General features: G+C 24.5%; 15 protein-coding genes. 2 read left to right on the top strand and 13 right to left on the bottom strand.

Annotation, left to right across the window (positions count from 1 at the left end; all coding sequences use genetic code 11):
* The 7 genes from AYC60_RS00090 to AYC60_RS00060 form a co-directional block, all read right to left on the bottom strand.
* Positions 1-485 (bottom strand): DNA cytosine methyltransferase (locus AYC60_RS00090; protein ID WP_197416900.1); only part of this gene is annotated, 485 nt, incomplete at its 3' end.
* A gap of 171 nt (positions 486-656) precedes the next feature.
* Entirely contained in the window at positions 657-2,993 is a 2,337-nt protein-coding gene (locus tag AYC60_RS00085; RefSeq protein WP_067319821.1) for a DUF262 domain-containing protein, read from the bottom strand.
* A 155-nt stretch (positions 2,994-3,148) separates the two neighbouring features.
* On the bottom strand, positions 3,149-4,021 hold the full coding sequence (locus AYC60_RS00080; RefSeq protein ID WP_067319818.1) for a hypothetical protein: 873 nt from the start codon (positions 4,019-4,021) through the stop codon (positions 3,149-3,151).
* Complete coding sequence (locus AYC60_RS08750) at positions 4,011-4,397, bottom strand: hypothetical protein (RefSeq protein WP_197416899.1); 387 nt, start codon at positions 4,395-4,397, stop codon at positions 4,011-4,013. Before AYC60_RS08750 ends, AYC60_RS00080 begins: the two co-directional genes overlap by 11 nt.
* A gap of 530 nt (positions 4,398-4,927) precedes the next feature.
* Positions 4,928-5,644 (bottom strand): transaldolase family protein, encoded by a 717-nt coding sequence (locus AYC60_RS00070; RefSeq protein WP_067319813.1) that lies wholly within the window; start codon positions 5,642-5,644, stop codon positions 4,928-4,930.
* A gap of 1 nt (position 5,645) precedes the next feature.
* Positions 5,646-6,419 carry a glycyl-radical enzyme activating protein gene (locus AYC60_RS00065; protein WP_067319810.1) on the bottom strand — a complete coding sequence of 258 codons (774 nt, stop codon included), beginning with the start codon at positions 6,417-6,419 and terminating at the stop codon, positions 5,646-5,648.
* Positions 6,420-6,430: 11 nt separating this feature from the next.
* Complete coding sequence (locus AYC60_RS00060) at positions 6,431-8,725, bottom strand: formate C-acetyltransferase (RefSeq protein WP_067319809.1); 2,295 nt, start codon at positions 8,723-8,725, stop codon at positions 6,431-6,433.
* Positions 8,726-8,880: 155 nt separating this feature from the next.
* Here AYC60_RS00060 and AYC60_RS00055 point away from each other — a divergent pair, with 155 nt between their 5' ends.
* Positions 8,881-9,648, top strand: a complete 768-nt coding sequence (locus AYC60_RS00055; protein ID WP_067319806.1) for a DeoR/GlpR family DNA-binding transcription regulator — start codon at positions 8,881-8,883, stop codon at positions 9,646-9,648.
* 31 nt (positions 9,649-9,679) lie between these two features.
* On the opposite strand, the gene AYC60_RS00050 is transcribed toward AYC60_RS00055, so the two are convergent.
* The 5 genes from AYC60_RS00050 to AYC60_RS00035 all read right to left on the bottom strand — a co-directional run bounded on the left by AYC60_RS00050 (position 9,680) and on the right by AYC60_RS00035 (position 12,545).
* Positions 9,680-10,735 carry a PTS fructose transporter subunit EIIC gene (locus AYC60_RS00050; protein WP_067319804.1) on the bottom strand — a complete coding sequence of 352 codons (1,056 nt, stop codon included), beginning with the start codon at positions 10,733-10,735 and terminating at the stop codon, positions 9,680-9,682.
* A gap of 34 nt (positions 10,736-10,769) precedes the next feature.
* Positions 10,770-11,087: a PTS fructose-like transporter subunit IIB gene (locus AYC60_RS00045; protein ID WP_067319801.1), complete on the bottom strand. Its 318-nt coding sequence runs from the start codon at positions 11,085-11,087 to the stop codon at positions 10,770-10,772.
* Between the two features lie 18 nt (positions 11,088-11,105).
* Positions 11,106-11,624 carry a PTS sugar transporter subunit IIA gene (locus tag AYC60_RS00040; protein WP_231724597.1) on the bottom strand — a complete coding sequence of 173 codons (519 nt, stop codon included), beginning with the start codon at positions 11,622-11,624 and terminating at the stop codon, positions 11,106-11,108.
* 527 nt (positions 11,625-12,151) lie between these two features.
* Entirely contained in the window at positions 12,152-12,283 is a 132-nt protein-coding gene (locus tag AYC60_RS09415; protein ID WP_269146633.1) for a hypothetical protein, read from the bottom strand.
* Between the two features lie 43 nt (positions 12,284-12,326).
* Complete coding sequence (locus AYC60_RS00035; RefSeq protein ID WP_067319799.1) at positions 12,327-12,545, bottom strand: hypothetical protein; 219 nt, start codon at positions 12,543-12,545, stop codon at positions 12,327-12,329.
* 158 nt (positions 12,546-12,703) lie between these two features.
* Here AYC60_RS00035 and AYC60_RS00030 point away from each other — a divergent pair, with 158 nt between their 5' ends.
* Positions 12,704-13,897: an ATP-binding protein gene (locus AYC60_RS00030; RefSeq protein WP_197416898.1), complete on the top strand. Its 1,194-nt coding sequence runs from the start codon at positions 12,704-12,706 to the stop codon at positions 13,895-13,897.
* Positions 13,898-14,078: 181 nt separating this feature from the next.
* Here the strand turns inward: AYC60_RS00030 and AYC60_RS00025 are convergent, their stop codons facing one another.
* Positions 14,079-14,843, bottom strand: coding sequence for an Abi family protein (locus AYC60_RS00025; protein WP_067319796.1), 765 nt, complete (start codon positions 14,841-14,843; stop codon positions 14,079-14,081).
* Between the last annotated feature and the right edge of the window lie 328 nt (positions 14,844-15,171).

The raw sequence follows: 15,171 nt of genomic DNA, 5'->3' as shown, positions 1-15,171 counted from the left end.
TTATCAGATAAATTATTAAAAATTGCTTCTTCTATAATTTTATCTTCACCATCTATATCTGTACATAATGTTTTCATAAATGATCTAACGTTTTCAAAAACAAATACTTTAGGTTTTATTTCATTAATAATTTTAATTGCTTCTACAACCAAACTATTTCTATGTTTTTCATCATTTTTTTTATAATTTGCAGTAGACATCCCCTGACATGGAGGTGTTGCTATAACAACATCTATACCTTTTATTCCTTCATTTATCTTCCAAAAATCTATTTCTTTAAAAAGTTTATTTCTTATACTTTCATCTGACACATCTCCTAAAATATATCCTGATTCGTATTTACATTTTTCATTATATTTTTGTATATTAATTCTAGATTCTATTAATTCACAGGTTGCTACACATTCAAAACCATTTTCTTTAAAACCGTAGCATCCTACTCCTGCACTACTAAATAGACTTACATAAGTTATTTTATTATCCATTTTCACCTTTCAACTATATTTTAATTTAGTTAATTTAAATAAATATATATATAAGTATATATCTAATATGAATTTTTGTAAACTATATTTTTATATTTCAATATTCATATATATACACTAACTACTATTTACAAAAATAATTATTTATTACAAAATCAAATAATTATCTTATTAAATATGACTCAAATACCACTCAATTATTTTTTCTCTATCTTCTTCATAAAACTCAGTTGTAATATATATTTCTTCTGAATTAAATTGAAGTTTATTTTTTCTATATCTTCTTTCATGCTTATTTGAGATTATAGGATAGTATGTCTTTGTAAATAAATTATTCGAGTATTCTTTGGTTTTTAAGTTTTCAATCTCTTCTTTTATTATCTTATTTTTTTGAATTAAGTCATCTATAAAATTGAAAAATAACTGTCCTACTTTTATTTTTTCAGAATCCCAAGTATTTTGATTATTTTTATCAAATGAATTTAAAATATATATGTCAAATTCTTCAAAATCTACATCTAATTTTTTTATTATTTCTCTTATCATTAGAACAATATCATTTGAAGAACGATTAGTTTCATAAAAAATTCCACTATTACCAATTTGTCTTGGCTTAATAAAATCTCTTTCATCATTAGAAATATTTATATTTTGATATTTAAGTCTTGCAAATTTAGTTATAGACTGCTCATCTAATTCATAACATAATTCTATAAAATTAGCTAAAACTTCAACCCAAGTTTTTGCTTTTATAAATTCTCCTAAGAAAGAAAATCCTTCTGGTTTTTGATATGAAAAATCATAATCATCTAAAATATTTATTATAAGTTCATTTTCATCTTTTATTTCATAATCTACATTAACCAGAGGAAATTTCTCTAGTATTTTATCTGATAATTTTTTTGCTCTATTTAAAATGCTTTCTTCATTCCATTTATCAACTGAAAGTACATCTTTATTTAATATATTCGCTTTAGATTTTTCTTCTATTATCTTTTTCTTTTCAAAAAATGATTTTGTTCCAAGTTCACTATTATGACCCGTTATAGTTAAATTTCCTAAAGTATGTAAATAATGTTCATAAACTCTAGTATAGTCTTCTCCTATTTCTTTTTTCCATATTACAGAATCTTCTTTTTGAGGTAATATGTGCTCAATAGTTAAATCTGATACATTTATCTTCTCTTTAGATGTATTTTCTATAATAGAAAGCAAATATTTACATATAGGTTTGGCGTATATTGGTTTTGTGATTAATGCATTTTTAAATTCTTCATCAGTTGGTATTCTATCATTAGATTTTGTATTGTTTAACAAACTTACTATTTTTATATAATAATCTTCATAGTTATTTTTAAGTGCCCTTTGATAAGCTGATTTAACAAATTTATTTAAATTTTTAGATTTTTCACAAGTAATCATACGTAAAATATATGTGAATAAATAGTCAAGCACATCACACAATATATTTTCTGTTATATTATTATTTTCATAATCATCAAATAATTTAAATATTAATGGTAAAACTGTAGTTTGTTTTATATTGAAAAATGCTTGTAATTTACTTCTTAATTTTTCAGTATAATATTCATTTTCACCTATAAATGCACCATAACATTTAGATTTTCTTTTTAAATTTTCTAATACTTCTTTATGAGTTAAATTCTTATCCTCACAATTTTCTTTAAAAATATTATATGCATTCTTCAAATTTACTGTTTTTGTAACTTCTGAATTAATATAGTTTATAAAAAAATCCCCTAATTTACTATATCCAACATTTTTTTCTATTGGAATCCAGTAATTACTATACAATTCATCTTGATTACTTTCTTCCATTAACAAGTAGTTCCTAATTAAATCTCCAAGACTTAATTCAAGCCCTGTTGAATTAATTGATTCAAAAATTTTTTGTGGTTCATCACCTTGTAATTTATCTAAAACAATTTCAACTATCTCTATTTTTTTTATACCATATAATATATCAGATAATTCTATATTAAAGGATATTGTTTTTTCGATTAAATTTTTAAATAAGATATAGTTTTTGTATATGTTTGAATTTCTATCCATTTCATCTATTTTGTTATTTACTAGATTTATTAATTGTGCATCATCAGTTTTTACTGGTTTTAATTTTACCTTATATTTTTCTTCACAATTTCTATTATACATTACTTCTTTAAGTTCATTTTCAATTCTTACATTATTTTTATCTATAGATGAATCTAACAGTGCTTTAAGTAATATATACATTGTTGTAATTCTTTGTTGTCCGTCGATGATTAAAACTTCATTTAATCCACTTCCACCATTTATATCATCAATATAAACAACTGTTCCTGTAAAATGAAATTTATCTTTTTTAAAAGCTTCTATTATGTCATAATATAGTTTTTCACATTGTATATTCGTCCAATCATAATTTCTTTGATAAACTGGCACTTTAAAAATACGTTTATTTTTTTCAATTAAATCTGAAAAAAACATCATTCTACTTGCTCTCATGAAAATATCCTCCGTATATTCTAATTATTTCATTCATTTATATTATACCTCAATTATTTTTTTGTGTGTAAAAATTGCACTTTTTTTAGTATTTATTTGTCTCTGTACAAAAAACTCTCTTTACTATAATTCCGTAATGAGAGTTTTAAATTTCATTATTTGTTCACTTTTTTAGAATTTGTTTCATATATTTCATCTGTCAATGATCCTCTATATATTTCATCTAATAAAAATTTTATGATTTCTTTTTGTTTTTTTGATTCTTTTGGAAAAATAATTCTATTTTCTTTTAGTTCAATATCTATTCCAAAGATAGCTGCTCTATTTTTTATATATTCTAAATCATATTTTTCTAAGATTTTATTATCTACAATTATCGCAATTTTATGTCTCATCCATTTTTTTATATTATATTTAAATTTTTGAGTATCTTCAACAGGAATTTCATAATAATTAAAAAATATATCTAAATCTTTGTCTGTTGCTTCACGGTAAAATCTTGTTAAATCTAAAATTTGATTTGCTATATAATATTTTTTGAAATATAGTTTATTTTCCAAGAAATAACAATCAACAGAATTAGTAATCGTTATTCCTGGATTTTTTTCTATTACAAGATTATCTGGAGTAAAAAATAAATTAATAAATCTATTTTTTAATATTTGTGATTTTTGAAATTTTTGGAAAATAATTTCATATTTCCCATTTTCAAGTTTTTCTACAATAAATACTGCTTTTATTCTATTTAATTCACTTTCATTTATTGATAAAGTTTCTACTCCTATTGGATTTGCAATAATTTCTTTAATATCCGCATCCAATTCATAATTATCAATTACAAACGATTCATCTATTTCTGGTTTATAATCTATAGCAAATTCTATTTTATTTTCAACTAATTTATGTATATTGGATTTTAATTCTTCTAATAAAATCAAAGAATCTTCTCTCTTCATTTCCAAATATTTTATTACCTTATTTTTTTTATCTTTTGATAATAAAACAAATATTAAAGTATTATTTTTCAATTTCTTCCTCCTCCATCAACATATATTCAAAAACTCTAATAACATTTTTTACTGTCTTAGTATTTCTAATAATTTTTTTAGAAAGTAACATATAATCTATCCCTTTAACTTTAACTTTATATACCTTATATCCTAATACCTTTAAAAAAATATTTTCAAAATTATAATTATCTTTTAAGAACATAAAAAGTATCAATGATACAAAAAAGATATATTTAACAAACGCAAAAAAGGAAAAATTTATTAATTTAGTAACATCTATGATAGGACTAAGATAGGTACCAATAAAAAATAAAGTATAGTTATTACTAATCCCATCACAATTATCTATTTCTATCCAAAATTTCTGAAATTTTTTAATAAACTTATAAATCATAAACTGGATACCTATGATTATTATTAGAAAAAAAAATGTTATATAAAATTCTAAATATTTTAAATTATATATTGATATAGCAGAATTTATTAATAACCAAGGAATTAATAGTGAAAAATTATACAATATTCTTAAAAATTTACTTCCCATTTTACTCCTTTCATTTTATATAAATTTTTATTTTTATTATATCATAAAATTTTATTTTTACTACATTTATTTTTACTTTTCCTTATATATGAAAAATAGATGTCTCCAAGAGCATCTATCTTCTTATTAATCTTCAGAGAAAGTCCCGAGTTTGCCACCTATTTAATAAATTTTTATCAAAATATATTTAAATAAAATGCACCAAAAACTTTTTAGTTTATTGGTGCATAAATCTTTTTGTATTAAAATTATATCGTTGCAATTTTTTGTGGTAATAGCTCATTTATTTCTTCTTTATAATTAATTTCATCTAAATTAATATGTTTACCTTCTATATATTTTAAAAAAAAGTGGACATTTATATTGTCCACTTTCCATTCTTATAATAAATCTAATAAATTTTTATCTCCATAAACTTTTTGCCAATCTTCATTGAACTTTTCCATACTCCAATCTGTATATGGATGATATATTAATCTATCAAATACTTCTGTACCTACTGTTACTGATTTTGCTCCAGCTAACATTACTTCATGTACCTGTCTTACATTCTTAAATGATGCTCCAAATATCTTTGGTTCAAATACCCTCTTAAATCTTCTCTTACATTCCTCATCACTTATTCTTACATTATCTAATATCTTTTGTGCATCTTTTACTATTTCTACTCCACTTTCACCTATATTATCTGATCTATTTATATATGGTGCCATATATTCTGCACCAGCTTCTGCAGCCATTACTATTTGTTGTGGTGATAATATTCCTGTAGCCGTAATTCTTTGCCCTTCTTTTGATAATTCCTTCATAGCCTTAATACCTTGTTCTGTTACTGGTATTTTTAGATATATATTTTCACCAAATGTTTCTATTAATTTTTTTGCCTCTTCTATCATTATTTCAGCTGTTTCCCCAACTAATTGTATATGTATATATTTATCTTTTCCTAGAACTTCTTGTATTTCTTTTATCATTTCTTTAAAATTTCTCTTTTCCTTAGCTATTATACTAGGATTAGTTGTTATACCCATTATAGGGTAGATGTTATTTATTCTCTTAATGTCTTCTATATTTGCTGTATCTAAATAATATTGCATATTATCCTCCTATTATTACTTTTAATCCTTTATTTTCAATATATTTTTTTACTTCATTCATTCTTTTATTTGAAGGTATTTCTACATTCTCTAAATCATATATTCTATCCAATAATTCATATTTAGATGAACCATAATTATGATATGGAAGTATGTGTACTATATCTCTATCATTTTTTTTGATTATTTCTATAATTTTTTCCAAATTTTCTTCACTATCTGTATATCCAGGAATAAATGGAACTCTTGGAATAACATAATTATTTTTACATGCCTCTTCAAAATTTCTAATGATTAATTCTGAATTTCCTCTAATTATTTGCTTTGATTTCTCATTATCCATTATCTTCAAATCAAATAATACTGTATCTGTATACCTAAGAATTTTTTTAAATTGTTCAGTATTACCAAAACCACAAGTTTCTATAGCTGTATTTATATCATTTTCTTTTAATTTCTTTAAAAATTCTACAACAAAATCAGCTTGAGATAATATCTCACCACCTGAAAGTGTAACACCTCCACCAGATGTATTAAAAAATATTTCATCTTTCAACACTTCTTTAAGTAATTCATCTATTTGGTAATACTTACCTACAGTTTTATACTTACCTTCATTATTTTTATCCTTCATCTTCTCTATTTTAAAACTTTGTGATTCAGGATTAGAACACCAAGGGCATAGTAAAGGACAACCTTTAAAAAACACTATAGTTCTTATTCCTTCACCATCATTTAAAGAAAATCTTTGTATATTAAAGATTAGACCTTTCATTTTTTTCTCCCTTAAAGATTATGTTCTGTTCTATGAATTATATCATCTTGTATTTTTTTATTTAATTCACTGAAGAATGCACTATAACCTGCAACCCTTACAACTAAATTAGAATATTTTTCAGGATTTTTTTGTGCTTCTTTTAGTGTTTCTACTCCAACAACATTAAACTGAATGTGTGTTAATTTTAATTTCATATAAGCATAAATAAAGTTTACAAAATTGTTAATTCCTTTTTCATCTTTTAGGGCTGAAGGACTAAATTTAACATTTAATAAACTACCATTTGTTAATAATACATTATCCAATTTACTTAATGATTTAAGTACTGCTGTTGGACCAAATATATCTCTTCCAAACATAGGAGATAATCCTCCATCAGCAAGTTGTTCACCTTTATATCTTCCATCAGGAGTAGCACCAACTACTTCCCCTAAAGGAATATGTGCTGAAACTGTATAAGAACCTGGAGTAAATATTCCTCCTCTTGGATTAGTATATTTTTCAACCTCTTTACAGTAGAATCTTAATATATCAGCACTTATTTGATCAACATCATCAATATCATTTCCAAATTTATTTGCATTGTTAATAAAGTTATATCTCATATCTTGGTAGTATTCACCTTCAAAATTATTAATCATTGCATCTAATACTTCATTAAATGTATATTTATTTTCATCAAAAACAAAAGTTTTTAAAGCCATTAATGAATCTGATAAATTAGGAAGACCTATTCCTTGAACTCCTGAAAAATTATACTTAGCCCCACCTTCTGTAATATCTTTAGCATTTTCTATACAATTATCCATTAAAGTTGAAAGTAATGGAACTGGTGCATATTTTCTATGACCTAAGTCTACTAAATTACTTCCTTCAGCCATTAATGATACATAATAGGCTATCTTATTTTTTATTTCTTCAAGTATGATATCAAAATTAACTTCTCTATCTCTAAACGAATAAAGAACTTTTTCCATTATTTTCATAATATTTAACATTGCAATATCATGTAGTCCATAAAGTTTACCTGGAAGTGATAATTCAACACAACCTACTACAGAATAATCTCTTGCATCTTCAAGTGAAACGCCACGAGATAAGAATGATGGTATAATTACGTCATCATTAAATAATTGAGGTATTCCAGTTCCTAAGGCAATAGTCTCACATGTTTTTTTGATAAATCTTCTAGGTTCTACATCATTTACCCTTACACCAAAATTAGGTTGAGGTAATCTAATATCTTGATATGCATCTAAACAAACATATGAAAGTTCATTTACTGCTGATTGCCCATATATATTTAACCCACCTAAAAGTGCTGTATATCCTGAAGGGAATCCAGCAAAGAATTTAGCTGAACTTTCACTTCTTAATAGCACCACATCGTTAGTTTTAATATAGAATGCTTCTAGGTACTCTTTTAAGAATTCTGGGTCTTTACCTTCTGCTATATCTTTTTCATAATATTTCCATAAGTATTGATCAAATCTACCTAATGAAATCGAACTTGCATTTGATTCCATTTGAAGTATAATACTTGTATACCATAATAATTGCAATGCTTCAATGAAGTTATTTGCAGGTTTTCTAGAAATATTTTTTGAAACTTCTAACATTAATTTTAATTCTTTTCTTCTATTTTCATCTTTTTCTTCTAATATTAATTTATCTATCAAATCAACATATCTGTCAATATGAGATATTGATGCTTTCAAAGTAATTAATGAAGCTTTTAAAAAGTCATTATCTGGTTTTTCTTCAAGTTTTTTTTCTACTTCAGATATTAACTTTTCAAAACCATTATTTAATACTAATTCAAAGTCAGGAATAATATGTCCTTGACCTTTATCAGTTTGATTCAAACTAAATACTTTTTCATTTACTGCAGTTTGAATTTCTTCTCTAACTATTCCATTTAATGAGTCCTTTAAAGATTTTCCTGCCCAATAAGGATAAAGTTCTTCACAAAATATTTTTTTATCATTTTCAGTAAAAATAAATTGATCTTGAGGTCTATTATGTATAGTATCCTTTTCCTTATCTATCCAATATGGATCCATTTCAGGTGAAATAATACCACTTCTTGGTTTAATTGTTCTATTACCAGCTATAATTTCATTTTCTCTAATAGATATTTCCATTTTTTCTAATATATTTTTAGTTGCAAGTGCTCTTCTAATTATTTCAGGCATTCCTTCTGTTTCTTTATGACTTTCTGTATAAAGTAGAGCTCTTTCTATTGATATTTCTCTTTTATTCTTAAATAAATCTTCCTTTAAACCTTGAATTCTTTGATTCATTCATATACCTCCAAGTCTTGTATTTTCAATATTATATTACCTCAAATTTCGTGTTTTGTCAATATTTTTATTGTTTTTTATTGTTTTGTTGTTAATGTTGATAAAATAATTATTTTAATATATACTATAAATAAAAATCTAAAGAAGGTGTAAATATGTTTGTTCAAGAACGTTTGGATAAGATTATTAAGTTAATAAATGAAAATAATAAAGTAAAAGTTAATGAATTAAGTGATTATTTTAAAGTTTCTAAAGATTTAATCAGAAAAGATTTATCTAAATTAGAAGAAGCTGGCTATCTGAAAAGAACTTATGGTGGTGCTATAAAAATCAGGCATTCTGCAGAAACTTTAACTATTTCATCAAGAATATCAAAAAATGTTGAAAATAAACAAAAAATTGCATTAAAAGCATTAGAAGAAATAAAGGAAGGTGATCTAATATTTTTAGATATATCTTCTATAAATTATTTATTAGCACAAGAAATAATAAAGAACAACATGAATGTAACAATCATTACAAACATGATAGATATTATGCATCTATTTTCTACAAATATTGATACAAAAGCAAAACTAATTGGTATAGGTGGAAATTGTAATAAAATAATTGGTGGATTTGTTGGATTATCTTCGGTTGAACAAATAAAAAAGTACAATATCACTAAATCATTCATAGGTACCATAGGAATAAATATAGATACAGGTATTGTATCTACATATGAAGAAGATGATGGTCTAACAAAAAAATGTATTATAAATTCAAGTAAACACAGATATTTAATTACTGAAAAATCAAAAATTGAGCAAGATGGAAAATATATATTTTCTTCTTTAACTGATTTTAATTGTATTATAATCGATAGTGATATAGAAAATATTACAAGAAATAAGATAAAACAATTTCATATAAATGTTAAATAAGGCCCTAAGGCCTTATTTCAATTAATTTATTCTAGAAAGTTATGTCAAGCTCTATGCTATCGTTATTTTCTTCTTTTTTTTCTTCAACTTCTGATACTGGTTTTTTAAGTAAAGAAACCATAACTGCTGTTACAACACTTCCAACTATTATTGCTATAATATATCCTATTCTATTTGTAACAACTGGTAAAACTATTAAGCCACCCCATGCAGCGTTATTTGTTGCATTTAATAATAATGAAGTTACAGAAGCTGCTGCTCCTCCTACCATTATTGATGGAATAACTCTAATTGGATCTGCTGCTGCAAATGGTATTGCTCCTTCTGTAATTCCAACACTTCCCATAATTAAAGCTGCTTTTCCTGATTCTCTTTCAGCTACAGTAAACTTATTCTTAAATAAGAAAGTTGCTAAAGCTAATCCTATTGGTGGTGTACAAATTGCTGCCCCAACTGCTGCCATAATATTTGGTGAAGTTGATACTGTTGCTGCTGCAAAGAAGAATGCAACTTTATTCAATGGTCCACCCATATCAAATGCTATCATCGCTCCTAATATTAATCCAAGAATAATTTTAGAACTATTTTGCATTCCTTGTAACCATCCTGTTAATCCAGCCATGAATGCACCTATTGGTTCACCAATGAATAGAACAACTATCATACCTGCTACAAAAGTTCCTACTAGCGGTATTATAAAGATAGGCATTACAGAAGATAATACTTTAGGTACTTTTATTCTCTTTAGGTAATATACAACTATACCTGCTAATATACCACCAATAATACCACCCAAGAATCCTCCACCTTTTGTGTTAGCTAAATATGCTGCTATCATACCTGGTGCTATACCTGGTCTATCAACCATAGAAAATGCTATAAATCCTCCTAGTACTGGAACAAATAATGTTAAACCAGCTATCCCTATATCAGACATACTTTTTAAAAATCCTGTTTCAGGTACAGCTGCTTTACCAGAAATCATTACAGCTAATGCAAGTAATACCCCTCCAGCTACAACGAAAGGAATCATATATGATACTCCTGTCATTAAATGTTGTTTCATGTTCTTTAATAGATCTTTCATAATAATACTCTCCCTGTTAAATTTTCTCTATTTATTATTTTCTATTTTTTAAAGCTTCTTCTATTTTAGCAACTAATGCTGGTGCTTTTTTAACTAAGTCACTAATTCCTACTCTTACAATTGGTTTCCCTGTGAATCTTTCAGTATTTTTTATTCCTATGTCAGTTGTTAATACAACAACATCTGCATCTTTAACATCTTCCATAGTAATTTCGTTCTCTATGCCAATTTGTCCTTGTGTTTCAACCTTGACTTCATATCCTCTCGCTTGTGCTGCTTTTTTTAGTGCCTCTGCTGCCATATATGTATGTGCAACTCCTGATGGGCATGCTGTAACTCCTAAAATTTTCATAATTATCACCTTTCCTTTTTATCTTTCTTTTTCTGAATATTTTTCTAATAACTCAATTACTTCTCTTTTTTCTTTTGCATTATCTAATTTTTCTCTAAAGTCATCTTCAAGTATTGAAGTTGATAATTTAATTAATATTTCTAAATGCTCATTACCTGCGTTCTTATCTGATACCCCTATCATAAATATATGTTTAACTTTTTCTTCTTCATCCCAAGGTATTTCTTCTTTTAATCTTGAATAAGCTATACAAGCCTTATCTACACAACATGATTTACCATGTGGAATAGCAAATGAATAACCAACTGCTGTAGAAAATGATGCTTCTCTTTCAAATAATGAATTTATGTATCCTTTAACTGCATTACATTCCTCGTTATTTTCATCACAATCTGGTAGACAACATAGTTTATGATCTTCATGAATTAAACATGCCATTTTCTTAATTACTTCTTCTTTATTCTTTGCTTCTAAATCTAAACAAATTAATTTCTCATCAATTAAATCTTTAACTTCAGTCATATTTTCACCTTCCATATCAATGTCTCCTATTAATAATATATCTCGATTTATTTTTTTGTCAAGATATTTATTAATTATTATTGTTATTTATTATTTGTTATTTTTTTATCATTTTGATAAAATGAAAATTACATTACTTACCTAGTCACTTAATGTCAACAAAGATAAAAAACTAAAATCCTGATTTTTACTTAATTAATAATATGTTATCTGATATTTTTAAAGGCAAACTATAGGTACATAACTTTATTACATACAAAAAAAGAACCTCAAATTTATTACAATAAATTATTTTGGTACTTTTTATAATTTTAAACTATTTTTCAATCAATTTTCTTTTAATAATTCTAATCTTAGTAATTTCTCTATCTGTTCTTAATTTAATTTCAAAATTATATTCACTAATTATTCTATTTCCATCCATTCACAATATCCACCTTGTCTGCATGCATATCTACCAGGATTACCTCTAGTGCATCCCATCTTTGTATTACATTTTAAACAAATAAATTTTGGCATAATATTTTCCTCCTTTATATTTTTTATCTCACAATATATGCTATCCCGTAATCTCTCATTGCAATAGCTTTTGCTTCACTTAAATTTTTTGCTTCAATCCAAACATTTGTAATTTTACCTGTTTGCCTATCTTGTAATGAAATTGAAAATTTCATAAAATCCCATCCTTTCTCTTAATGTATTTTAAAACTTTATTAATTACCTATCATTTTTTTCATTTTTATTCTTTCTTCTTTCTTCTTCCCTTTTTCTCAATTTTTCTCTTATTTTTTCAGCTTCCGCATATTTACCATTTTTTTCATGTGTTTCTATCATAGTTCTATATACTGTATCTCCCATAGAACTATTATTATATGATTCTTTTAATTGTTTACCTACTGCACTTAACCCTTTTTTTAATAAATCTCCAAATCCCATAAAACTTCCTCCACTTCTAATTTATATCACTATTATAGCACCCCCCATTTGTCAATGTTTTCACAAAGTTTTTTGTTTTTTATTTATTTTTTCAGTATACTGAAATTTTTGTTGAAATTTATATTTTTTTTCAGTATAATGAAATTGAGGTGGTGTTTGTGTTTAATAGAAAAATATATATGGATAAATTAAAAAAATACATTAATACAGAATATATTAAAGTAATTACAGGAGTTAGAAGATGTGGTAAATCTTTTTTACTTAAGTTACTAAAACAAGAACTTCTAAATAGTGGTATAGATGAAAAAAATATTATATATATGAATTTTGAAGCATTGGAATTTATAGATATATTAGATTACTTAAAACTTTATGAATATATTAAAACAAGAGTTAATAATGATACTAAATACTATTTTATTTTTGATGAAATACAAAAGGTAAATGGATGGGAAAAAGTTATTAATGGTTTAAGAGTTTCATATAATTCTGATATATATATAACTGGTTCAAATTCAGAATTATTATCAGGAGAACTTGCAACATATTTAGCTGGTAGATATATAGAAATAAATATGTATACACTTTCCTTTAATGAATTTTTGGAATTTAAAAAATATGATAAAGAAAAGATAGATTTAAAATGGAAAGAATATTTTGAATATGGATCTTTTCCTAGCGTAGTATTATCAAATGATATTGAAATTAAAAAAGATGTTTTACAAGGTATTTATTCTAGTATAGTTCTTAAAGATATATCGTATAGATCAAATATTAGAGATGTTGCTATACTTGAAAGAATTATACTATTCTTACTAGATAATGTAGGTCAATTGATAAATATAAATAAGATAGCGAACACTTTAGTATCATCTGGAATCAAAATTAGTAATAATACTGTACAAAATTATGTTGACATACTAGAAAAATCTTTTTTATTTTATAAATCAATGAGATATGACATACAAGGTAGAAAATATCTTTCATCTAATTTTAAGTATTATGCAGTTGATACAGGTCTATATACCGTTAAGATAAATAAAAATAGAAATTATGGAACTAGACTTGAAAACATAGTATTTATTGAATTAAAGAGAAGAGGTTATGATGTATCTATAGGTGTAATAGGTAAAAAAGAAATTGATTTTGTTGCAAAGAAAAATGATGAATTAATTTTCATTCAAGTAGCTGATAAATTACCTGAAAATGATGATAGAGAAATAAGTAATTTATTAAATCTTAAAACTGGATATAAAAAAATTGTAATAGTAAATACATATTCTGATATAGGTATATATGAAGGAATTCCTGTAATACACATAACAGATTTTTTATCAGGAATGGAAATATAGATAATTTTGGGGATGATTTTTCATCCCCATTTAATTCTAAAAATGTTTGTATAAATATAATTAAATAGGTTAGCTACAAAGTTTATTTTAGAATCTATTTATTAAATCATCTTTCCAATTACTATAGAATCCTATTCTTTCCTTTTCTATATACAGATATTTTTTGAATAAAATTTCTATTTTATTTATTATAAAATTTGTGCTTTGGTGGTGTCTGAATTCTCAAATTATATAATCTTTGATCATGTGCAATTAAATTTCTAAATCTTCTCAATTCTTCTAGCCATTTTTCAAATAAAATTTTTGATTTAATTTCAAATGATATAGCAATTGATTTTTGGGTAGAATTGTTTAACATAGAATAAAATTTACATAGATTACCAAATGTGAATAATTCTATTATAGCCCATATAGGTATATTACCTCCATATTCTTTTAAATGATGCTTTACAAAGGCTAAATTTTTATTATTATATTTCATGTTTTCAATCTCTTTTAATAATCTATCGTGATTTTTTTTTATTTTTATATTTTTAGTATCCTTTTTACTTAATTTTGGATCTTTAAATGCCATAAAATCAATATATGCAATATTACCATATCTATAATTATGGGCAAAATAATATGCAATATTAGTTTTAATACTTTTCTCAATTTTTGAAATAATTGGCATTAATATTTCTTTTAGACCATAATCAAATTCAATCATCTCTTTTATTTTTTTAAATTCAATTTCTGAATAAGCTTCAGTACCATCATCTTTTTTATATTTATATGGCAATAAATAACCAGAAATAAAATAATAATTTACACTTTTTAAATATTCTAAAGCTTCTGATTCCTCTTCATTCTTAACTAATACATTTTTATCATTAATTAATTTTTCTAGTTGTTCTTTATAACTTAAAGGTTTCTTTAAAGATGCACTAATTTTTTTTAAATTCATAAAATCTCCTAAAAAAAAACGATCATACCCTGTTTCACTGCATTTGCAAGTGTGGTATGATCTTTATCATGTTTAAATATTATCATTTTTTTATTAATATGTCAATAAATATTAAGTCACACTTTTACTACAATATTATTTTACCACATAAAAATAAAATTTCAATATTTTTTTAATTATAATTTAATTATTTTGATGTATAAATAAGGGGCTGTTCCGAAATAGCCTAAAAAAATTATGGAGAATTCTAAATTTTTTAGAATCCTCCATTTTTTTTAACAATTTTTAACCTTTTATTTCAATCTAAATAAATATACTTAATTTTGTG

It is taken from the genome of Streptobacillus felis, assembly GCF_001559775.1.
Taxonomy (GTDB): Bacteria; Fusobacteriota; Fusobacteriia; order Fusobacteriales; family Leptotrichiaceae; genus Streptobacillus; species Streptobacillus felis.
This window is presented reverse-complemented; position numbering and strand designations above follow the sequence as displayed.

What these genes read in the sequence shown, in the direction of transcription:
- AYC60_RS00055 (WP_067319806.1), top strand. Translation starts at nt 8,881, where the DNA reads ATGTTTGTTCAAGAACGTTTGGATAAGATTATTAAGTTAATAAATGAA.
- AYC60_RS00060 (WP_067319809.1), bottom strand. Translation starts at nt 8,725, where the DNA reads ATGAATCAAAGAATTCAAGGTTTAAAGGAAGATTTATTTAAGAATAAA.
- AYC60_RS09415 (WP_269146633.1), bottom strand. Translation starts at nt 12,283, where the DNA reads ATGAAATTTTCAATTTCATTACAAGATAGGCAAACAGGTAAAATTACA.
- AYC60_RS00065 (WP_067319810.1), bottom strand. Translation starts at nt 6,419, where the DNA reads ATGAAAGGTCTAATCTTTAATATACAAAGATTTTCTTTAAATGATGGT.
- AYC60_RS00085 (WP_067319821.1), bottom strand. Translation starts at nt 2,993, where the DNA reads ATGAGAGCAAGTAGAATGATGTTTTTTTCAGATTTAATTGAAAAAAAT.
- AYC60_RS00070 (WP_067319813.1), bottom strand. Translation starts at nt 5,644, where the DNA reads ATGCAATATTATTTAGATACAGCAAATATAGAAGACATTAAGAGAATA.
- AYC60_RS00050 (WP_067319804.1), bottom strand. Translation starts at nt 10,735, where the DNA reads ATGAAAGATCTATTAAAGAACATGAAACAACATTTAATGACAGGAGTA.
- AYC60_RS08750 (WP_197416899.1), bottom strand. Translation starts at nt 4,397, where the DNA reads ATGATTTATAAGTTTATTAAAAAATTTCAGAAATTTTGGATAGAAATA.
- AYC60_RS00025 (WP_067319796.1), bottom strand. Translation starts at nt 14,843, where the DNA reads ATGAATTTAAAAAAAATTAGTGCATCTTTAAAGAAACCTTTAAGTTAT.
- AYC60_RS00045 (WP_067319801.1), bottom strand. Translation starts at nt 11,087, where the DNA reads ATGAAAATTTTAGGAGTTACAGCATGCCCATCAGGAGTTGCACATACA.
- AYC60_RS00035 (WP_067319799.1), bottom strand. Translation starts at nt 12,545, where the DNA reads ATGGGATTTGGAGATTTATTAAAAAAAGGGTTAAGTGCAGTAGGTAAA.
- AYC60_RS00040 (WP_231724597.1), bottom strand. Translation starts at nt 11,624, where the DNA reads ATGGAAGGTGAAAATATGACTGAAGTTAAAGATTTAATTGATGAGAAA.